The sequence below is a fragment of the Streptomyces cinereospinus genome (assembly GCF_042430725.1).
Classification (GTDB): Bacteria; Actinomycetota; Actinomycetes; order Streptomycetales; family Streptomycetaceae; genus Streptomyces; species Streptomyces cinereospinus.
Genome location: NZ_JBHMCY010000105.1, coordinates 10,677 through 19,285 on the forward strand (window position 1 = coordinate 10,677; position 8,609 = coordinate 19,285).

At 74.9% G+C, this 8,609-nt stretch carries 5 protein-coding genes and 1 pseudogene; 1 reads left to right on the forward strand and 5 read right to left on the reverse strand.

From position 1 onward, the window contains the following. Window positions 1-42 precede the first annotated feature (42 nt). The gene (locus ACFF45_RS33120) at window positions 43-729 is read left to right on the forward strand and encodes an LPXTG cell wall anchor domain-containing protein (protein WP_381350645.1); all 687 of its coding nucleotides are present in this window, start codon (window positions 43-45) and stop codon (window positions 727-729) included. On the opposite strand, the gene ACFF45_RS33125 is transcribed toward ACFF45_RS33120, so the two are convergent. From ACFF45_RS33125 to ACFF45_RS33145, 5 genes and pseudogenes are all read right to left on the reverse strand, one after another. Continuing rightward, window positions 620-1,594, reverse strand: a complete 975-nt coding sequence (locus ACFF45_RS33125; protein ID WP_381350638.1) for a DNA polymerase Y family protein — start codon at window positions 1,592-1,594, stop codon at window positions 620-622. The two genes, ACFF45_RS33120 and ACFF45_RS33125, sit on opposite strands and share 110 nt — an antisense overlap. Beyond that, the gene (locus ACFF45_RS33130) at window positions 1,591-5,256 is read right to left on the reverse strand and encodes a DNA polymerase III subunit alpha (RefSeq protein WP_381350640.1); all 3,666 of its coding nucleotides are present in this window, start codon (window positions 5,254-5,256) and stop codon (window positions 1,591-1,593) included. The genes ACFF45_RS33125 and ACFF45_RS33130 overlap by 4 nt, the downstream gene beginning before the upstream one ends. 215 nt (window positions 5,257-5,471) lie before the next feature. Next, window positions 5,472-6,554 carry a S1 family peptidase gene (locus tag ACFF45_RS33135; protein ID WP_381350641.1) on the reverse strand — a complete coding sequence of 361 codons (1,083 nt, stop codon included), beginning with the start codon at window positions 6,552-6,554 and terminating at the stop codon, window positions 5,472-5,474. Window positions 6,555-6,949: 395 nt separating this feature from the next. Beyond that, window positions 6,950-7,855, reverse strand: a complete 906-nt coding sequence (locus ACFF45_RS33140; RefSeq protein ID WP_381350643.1) for a S1 family peptidase — start codon at window positions 7,853-7,855, stop codon at window positions 6,950-6,952. A gap of 530 nt (window positions 7,856-8,385) precedes the next feature. Beyond that, window positions 8,386-8,609 (reverse strand): annotated as a pseudogene (locus ACFF45_RS33145) (hypothetical protein); the annotation flags it as partial.

Sequence of the window (8,609 nt, forward strand, 5' to 3'; positions counted from 1 at the left end):
CCCACCGGCGAACAGATCGCGGCCGGCACCGAGCACTCCGCCGTGGAGGCCCCGGCCGCCTCGGACGGTTTCTCCGCCTTCCCCGGCACCCTCCCGGGGCGCTCCGGCAGGCACGTCCTGTACGCGATCCGGCAGCGGCGCGGACCCCGGGTACGAGCGACGGCGGCACCGAATCCGCGGCGCCCGTGCCCGCCCCGCCACCTCCGCCCCCCACCGGCGAACAGATCGCGGCCGGCACCGAGCACTCCGCCGTGGAGGCCCCGGCCACGACCGCGGCACCGGCCGCGCGGACCGGCGCCGCCCCGGACGCCGACGAGGGCGTCCGCCCCGGGCACCGGCGCGGACGCCCTCCCGGACACCGCCTCGGCCAACCGGCCGGAGGCCGCCGCGGCCGGGGTCCGGGAGAGCCTCGCCGAGACCGGCGGCGACAGCGGCACGACGTACATCGCCGTCGCCGGCGCGGCCGCGCTGGCGCTCGGTTCGGCGGCCCTGTTCACGCCGGTGCGCCGGCGTGCGGCGAGCGGCGGCCGGCACGCCGCCGCCCCGGGGACCCGGGGCCCGGCCGGCGGCTCAGGCCGGCCGGGCCCCGGCACGGCGCGCGGGACGCGGGACGCGGGGCCTACGCCGCCAGCGACCCCGGGATCACCGCCCGCGGCCCGAACTTCGCCCGCGCGCGGTCGGCGACCTCCTCGATCCGGCGGACCTTCTCGTCCGCCGGGTCGAAGGTGAGCTGGTGGGCGGCCTGCTCGGCGGGCGCCAGCCCCTCCACGCGCAGGGCGAGAGCCCGGACCCGGGCGCGCTGGAGGCCGAGCGCCTCGTACACGCCGTACGCCGCACGCGTCAACTCCGGTGAGTGCGCGGTCGGTTCCCGCAGGGTGCGGCTGCGGGTGGTCGAAGAGCGGTCGGCGTAGCGGACGGTGAGGGTCAGGGTGTGGCAGACCTTCTCCACGGCGCGCAGCCGGGCTCCCAGTTCCTCGGCGGCCGAGAGCAGGGCGCGGCGGTGCCGCTCCGGGTCCACCTCGTCGCGCGGGAAGGGCCGTTCGGCGGCCAGCGAGCGCGACACGCCGTTCGGCACCACCCGGCCGCGGTCGACGCCGTTCGCCTTCTCCCGCAGTTCACGGCCCGCCTTCGCGCCGATCAGCCGCTGGAGCGTGGACAGCGGTGCGGCCGCCACCCGGCCGAGGGTGTCGAGACCGTACTCGCACAGCGTGCGGGCGGTCGCGGGCCCGACGCCGGGCAGCACGGCGACGGGCTTGCCGGCGAGGAACTCCGCGACGCCGTCCGGCTCCCCGGGCACCGCGCAGGTCACCCCGGGCTCGGCGTACCGCAGCGCCACGCGGGCCGCCATCGGGCCGGGCCCGGCGCCGATCGCGCAGTCGACGCCGTGATGGGCGAGCGCGCGCACCCGGATCACCGAGGCCAGTTCCACGGCGCTGCGCCCGAAGTACCGCTCGGCGCCGCCCAGGTCGGCCAGCGCGCCGTCCGGCGGCAACGCCTCGACGACCGGTGTGAACTCCTCCAGCAGCCCCAGCAGCTGGGGCAGGGCCGCCTCGTGCGTCGGCGGCAGCTGGAAACGTACGCAGAGGATGGTCATCCCGCACTCCCCGGACTCTGGTGCCACAACTTCCTTGCCTTCGAAGGTCCTCGCGAGACCTCGTCGCCCGCGGGGCGCAGATCGGCCCAGGGGTGCATCTCGTATCCCGTGGGCATGCGGATCCTGCGATCCCCCGTGCCCTTCCGGTCGCCCGTCTTCCCCGCGTCCCCGCCCTCCCCGGTGTCCCCGCTCCGCCTCGGCTCCCCCGTCTCCCCCGCGCCCGCCGTCTCCCGCCGGCCGCCCTCGGCCGCCCGCCGGTCCTCCATCGGGTCGCGGGCCGCGGAGCCGGCCGGTGCGGGCAGCCCGTCGGAGCCGGCCAGCCGGCGGCGCGCCGGGCCGTCGCCGTTCTCACCGGCGGACCCGGCGGACCCGGCGGACCGGGCGCCCGCGCCGCGCGTGTCCGCGAGCCGGGCCGCGACGCCCTCCAGCCCCTCCTCCCGGCGCACCTCCAGCAGTTCCGCGAGGTTCCAGGCGGCGGCCCCCACCACGCTGAAGCTGCGCGGCCCGCGCCGCTGCACCACCCCGCGCACCAGCAGCAGCCAGGAGTGGAAGACGGTGTGCGCGCAGGCGGCGTGCGAGTCGTCGAAGAAGGCGAGGTCGACCAGTCCCGTACCGTCGTCCAGGGTGGTGAAGATGACCCGCCTGCCGGACCGGACCGGCGGTGTCTGCGTGGCCGCCTTGGCGCCCGCGACCAGCACCGTCTCACCGTGCCGTACATCGCTCAGCCGCCGCGCCGGCACCACGCCCAGTTCGTCGAGGAACCTGCGGTGGTCGTCCATCAGGTGATGGGAGGCGTCCATGGAGAGCACGCCCAGCTCGGCGCTGAGCCGCTCCGCCGCGGACAGGTCGGGCAGCCCGGCCGGCGCGGTCCTGCGCCCGCCGGCCAGCGGGAGCTGGTCCCCGCCCCGGCTGCGGGCGGCCCGGTGCAGCTCCGTCAGGTGCAGTTGCAGGTCACGGCGGTTGGCGCCGAAGGCGTCCAGGGCGCCGACCTGGGCCAGCCGCTGCGCCAGCGGCCTGCTGGGCCGGGCCCGCTCCCAGAAGTCCACCAGCGAGGCGTACGGCTGCCCGTCCGCGACGCGTGCCGCCTCGGCCTCGCTGATGCCGTGCACGTCGGAGAGGGCCAGCCGGAGCCCCCACACCCCAGATTCAGACACCAGTTCGACCTTGTGTGCGACCCCGGACTTGTTCACGTCCAGCGGGAGGATCGGCACCCCCCGCCGCCGCGCGTCCGCCAGCAGCAGCCGCTTCGGATACATCCCGGGGTCGTGCGTGAGCAGCCCCGCGTAGAAGGCGGCGGGGTGATGCGCCTTCAGCCAGGCCGACTGGTACGTCGGCACGGCGAAGGCGACCGCGTGCGCCTTGCAGAAGCCGTACGAGCCGAACGCCTCGACGATCTCCCAGGTCCGCCGGATCGTCTCCGCGTCGTAGCCGCGCCCCGCCGCGTGCTGCGCGAACCACACCTTGATCCGTCCCTGCGACTCCGGGTCGGACAGCCCGCGCCGCACCCGGTCGGCCTCGGCGCGACCGCAGCCGGTCATGATGTCGACGATGTGGATGACCTGCTCGTGGAAGACGACCACCCCGTACGTCTCCCTCAGCGGCCCCTCCAGATCCGGGTGCGGACAGCGCATCGGCGCCCGCCCGTGCCGCGCCTCGATGAACGGCCGCACCATGTCGGCGGCGACCGGCCCGGGCCGGAAGAGCGAGATGTCCACGACCAGGTCGTGGAAGGTGGCCGGCTGCAGCCGTCCGACCAGGTCCCGCTGCCCCGGCGACTCGATCTGGAAGCAGCCCAGCGTCTCGGTCGAGCGGATCAGGCCGTACGTCGCCGGATCGCCGTCCGGCAGCGCGTCCAGGTCGATCCGCCTCCCCGTCGCCCGCCGCACCTCCGCGACGGCGTGCGCCATCGCCGACTGCATCCGCACGCCGAGCACGTCCAGCTTGAGCAGCCCGAGATCCTCGACGTCGTCCTTGTCGAACTGCGACATGGGCAGCCCCTCGCCGCTGGTCGGCATGACCGGCGTACGGGACAGCAGGGAGGCGTCGGACAGGAGCACCCCGCACGGATGCATCGCGACCCCGCGCGGGAGCGCGTCCAGCGCCTCGACCAGCTCCCACAGCCTGCCGTGGCGCTCCCTCTCGCCCGCCGGCTGCCGGAGTTCGGGCAGCTCGTCGAGGGCGGCGCGGGCGTCCCGCGCGCGGATGTGCGGGAAGGACTTGGCGAGGCGGTCGATCTCGGCGGGGTCCAGGGACAGGGCCGCGCCCACGTCCCGGATGGCGTGCCGGACGCGGTACGTCTCCGGCATCGCGACCGTCGCGACCCGCTCGGCGCCGAACCGGCCGATGATCGCCCGGTAGACCTCCAGACGGCGCGCGGACTCCACGTCGATGTCGATGTCCGGCAGGACCAGGCGGCGCTTGGACAGGAAGCGCTCCATCAGCAGCCCGTGCTCGACGGGGTCGGCGTGGGCGATGCCGAGCAGGTGGTTGACGAGGGAACCCGCGCCGGAGCCGCGGGCGGCGACCCGGATGCCCCTCGCGCGCACGTCGTCGACGACCTGCGCGACGGTGAGGAAGTAGGTGGCGAAGCCGTGGTGGGCGATGACGTCCAGCTCGTCGTGCATCCGCTCCCAGTACGCGCGCCGCCCGGCGTAGCCGTGCCGCAGCATCCCCGCCGCCGCCCGGGAGGCGAGCACGCGCTGCGCGCTGCGCCGGTCCGCGCCGACCAGGTGCGGCTCGGGGAAGTGCACGGTGCCGATGCCGAGGTCGTCCTCGGGGTCGACCAGGCACTCGGCGGCGGTCGCCTGGGTCTGCTCCAGCAGCCGGTGTGCGGTGCCCCGCCCGAAACCCGCGGCCTCCACGACCCGCTCGGCCACGCCGAGCATGCCGCCCGCGTCCTTCAGCCAGGCCTCGCCGGAGTCCAGCTCCTTGGCCGGGTCGATCGGCACCAGGCGGCGGGCGGCGTCCAGCACGTCGGCGACCGGCCCCAGGCCGGGGTCGGCGTACCGGACCGCGTTGCTGAGCACGGGCCGCACCCGCTGCTCGGCGGCGAAGCCGACGGTACGGGCGGCCAGGCGCAGGGAGCCGGGGCCGGTGCCCGTACGGCCGTGCCAGACGGCCTCCAGGCGCAGGGCGTCGCCGTAGACCTCCCGCCAGGGGGCGAGGAGCTTCGCGGCGCGGTCCGGGCGGCCCGCGGCGAGCGCGCGGCCGACGCCGGAGTCGGGGCCGAGCAGGACGGTGAGGCCGTCGGCGCGATTGGCGGACCAGGGCAGCAGGGGCGTGCCGTCGCCCTGCCGCGCCGCTGTGACGATCCCGCACAGGCCGGCCCAGCCCGCCGCGCCGTCCCGGGCGAGGAAGGTGACGCGCGGTGTCGACTCGTCGATGAAGGCACCGCCGCGCACGGGGGTGCGGCGCCGCCCGTCCCGCCGCGCCCGCCCGGGCTCGGGCTCCGCCACCGCCAGCTCCGCCCCGAACAGCGGACGGACGCCCGCCTTCGCGCAGGCCTTGGCGAAGCGGACGGTGCCGGCGAGGGTGTCGCGGTCGGTGAGCGCGAGGGCGTCCATGCCCCGCTCACCGGCGCGCTCGGCCAGCCGCTCCGGGTGCGAGGCGCCATAGCGCAGGGAGAACCCGGAGACGGTGCGCAGATGCGTGAAACCCGGCACACGCACCTCCCGCACTCGTGAACCCGAACGGCTCTCGAACATCAGTTCCCAACTCTCCCACCCCCACCATAGACCAATTTTCGAACCTCTGTACGACAGGGGTTCGAGCATGTCTTACCTGCGCAAACGCACTGCGGCAGGCGGTGCGGACATGACACACGGCAGTCCCGCCCCCGGGTGCGGGGCGGGACTGCCGTGGCGCCTGCGGGAGCGGGTCAGCCGATCTGCGTACCGGTCGCCGACAGCGCCTCGGCCACCGGCTGGAAGAACGTCTCCCCGCCGGAGGTGCAGTCACCGCTGCCGCCGGAGGTGAGGCCGATCGCGTTGCCGCCGGAGAACAGCGCGCCGCCGCTGTCCCCGGGCTCGGCGCACACGTCGGTCTGGACGAGGCCGTTGACGATGTCGCCGTTGCCGTAGTTCACGGTGGCGTCCAGGCCGGTGACCGTGCCGGAGTGCACCTGCGTGGTGGAACCGCTCCGGGTGACCCGCATACCGACCGTCGCCTCGGCCGCGCCGGTGATCTGCTGTGCCGAGCCGTCGTAGAGGTTGACCTCGCTCGGGTGGCCGACCTCGGCGGTGTACTTCACCAGGCCGTAGTCGTCGCCCGGGAAGCTGGAGGCGGCGTTCTCGCCGATGACGGTGCCGGACGCGTCGGACCAGGTGGAGATGCCCGCGGTGCAGTGCCCCGCGGTCAGGAAGAACGGTTCGCCGCCCCTGACCACGTTGAAGCCGAGCGAGCAGCGCCCGCCGCCACCGGTGATCGCGTCACCACCGGCGACGAAGGGCTTGAACTCCCCCTTGGTCCGCTGGAGTTCCGCCGTGCCGCCGAGCCCCTCGACGACCCGGCTCAGCTTCCGCCACTCGGCCGCCGAGACGGTGCGGTCGGCGGTCACCACGACCTTGTTGGTGGTCGGGTCGGTCACCCAGGAGGTGCCGGGGACGGCCGCGTCCCGCTGGAGGGTGGTCCGCGCGCTCCTCAGCTCGGCGAGGGAGTTCTCGACGATTCTCGCCTTGGCGCCGGCCTCCTCCACCAGCCGGGCGGCGGTCTCGTCGAGCACGTTCACCACGAGGCTCTTCGCCGCGGCGTCGTAGTAGGTCCCGGCCGCGTCGGCGCCGAGGTCCCGGTCGAGCGTCGAGGCGAGCTTTCCGGCCGCCAGGGCCGACAGCGTCCTGGCCTCCGGGGCGGCCGGGGTCTCGCTGGCGTTCGCACTCTGGAAGGTCATTCCCGCGGCGACCAGTGCGGCGATGCCCGCACCCGCCAGGGCGGCCCGCCGCCCGGGTATGCGTCGGTGCTTCAACTCACGTCCTCCTGTGGGGGGTCGATCCGGCAGGCTGTGGGGGCCTGACGGATCAGAAGGTCTGTGGACTGGGCGCCCACTATTCCTAGACCCGCAGGGAGCACACAAGGTCGACTTCAGGACGCGTGTACGGCAACTGGCGTGCGCCCCCTACGCCTTGGGCGATCTTGACTGTCCACGGTCAGCACAGGGATCTTCGCAGTGCAAACACTACGTGCGAGTAGCCGATAGGCGGTGCGTGAGGTCTAGTCCTGTCCTGAAACCGACCCTCCGGACCGTCCCCCGGCCGCCGGCCGGGGGGATGGGCGGGGAACGGAGAGAGCCCCCGCATGCGGGTGCATGCGGGGGCTCAGGTGCCACCTACGGGGTCGGCGCCGGTGCCGGCGCGGTGCCGCTCAGTACACGCTCACGCCGTAGGCGCTGAGGGCCTCCGTGACGGGCTGGAAGAACGTCGTACCGCCGGACGAGCAGTTGCCGCTGCCGCCGGAGGTCAGGCCGTACGCCACGCCGTTGCTGCCGTAGAGCGGGCCGCCGGAGTCGCCGGGCTCGGCGCAGACCGTGGTCTGGATGAGGCCCGAGACGATGTCGCCGCCACCGTAGTTCACGGTCGCGTTGAGGGCGGTGACCCGGCCGCTGTGCGTCCCCGTGGTGGAGCCGTCACGGATGACGGTGGTGCCCACGCTCGGGGTGGCGGCGCGGGTGATGTCCACGCCGTTGGCGGTGCCCGGCCGGCTCACGGAGCCGGTGTAGCGCACGATGCCGTAGTCGTTGCCGGGGAAGCTGGAGCCGGCGGTCGAGCCGATGACCGTGGTACGCGCGGAGTTGGAGTACCAGGTGCCCGCGCCGTCGGTGCAGTGACCGGCGGTCAGGAAGTACTCGGTGCCGTCGGCGGCCCGGACGTTGAAGCCGAGGGAGCAGCGCCAGCTGCTCGCGTAGATGGCGTCGCCGCCCTGGATGAGCTTGGTGAACCTGCCCGGGGCCCGCTTGATCGTCAGCGCGCCGGCGCCCGCGCCCGCCCGCTGCTCGATCTCGGCGATCTCGGCCTGCGACACCGTGCTGTCGACGGTGACGACGACCCGGTTGGTCTTGCTGTCGACGGCCCAGGCGGTGCCCGGGACGTCGGCCTTCAGCACGGAGCCGCTGACGCCTTTGAGCTCGGCCGCGCTGAAGGTGGTGGGTGTGTCCGACGCGCTCGCGTGGGGGACCGCGAACGCGGCTGCGGCCACGAGGCCGGTGGAAACGGCGGTCAGCCGGGTCCGTCTCGCCATACCGCTGCGGGGAGTGGTGCGCTTGATCCTCACTTGTCGTCCTCCACAAAGGAAGTAGGGGGCTCCCATGGGGTCGGGGCCCGTGAGGCGCAGCCAGGGGCATGTGTCCGGATTGCGAACCCGCCGTGCCCCTGACAAGCGCTGAGGGGGAGTATTCGGGCGTACGACCAGCCGACGCAAGGGTGCCTTTCGGCCGTCAACCCGTGCACCAGCCGTGCGGATCGGCCGCCCTGCCCCTCTCCGCACCCGGCCGGCCCAGGAAGCGCTCTCCGCCCCCGCGGTCACGCCGGGACACGGGGCGACGTCGGCCGCGACCCGCGCGGAAGGCCGGGCGCGGCCGGCGCCGACCGGGTCGGCCCGCACCCGCCGGACTCCGGGCGCCGCCCCCGGAGCAGCGGCCGGCAGATGTCCGGAAGTCACCCCTCCGGATCACCCGGACGGCCCTGGTGACCCTGGACGACCATGGACGCCCTCGGACTGCCCCGCACTGCCGCCGGGCCCGGGGGCACGCCGCCTTCTGAACGGCCGTCAGACGCGAGGACGCCCCACCACGCCCGCGTCCCTCAGCAGTTGCAGTCGCAGCAGTCGCACCCGCAGCTGTCGCAGCAGCTGCACCCCTCGCAGCCGCAGTCACAGCAGTCGCCGCAGTCGCACGGCCCCTGCTTCCGCTCCCGCGTCCACGGGTCGTCGTAGCTGCCGCAGCACAACTGGCACGTGCAGGCGAGCCCGAGCCACACGGCGCACCCCGCGAGCAGTCCGCGCCGGTCGCGGCGCGGCGGCCCGGGCG

Coding starts and splice junctions, on each gene's coding strand:
- ACFF45_RS33125 (WP_381350638.1), bottom strand. CDS start 1,594: ATGACCATCCTCTGCGTACGTTTCCAGCTGCCGCCGACGCACGAGGCG.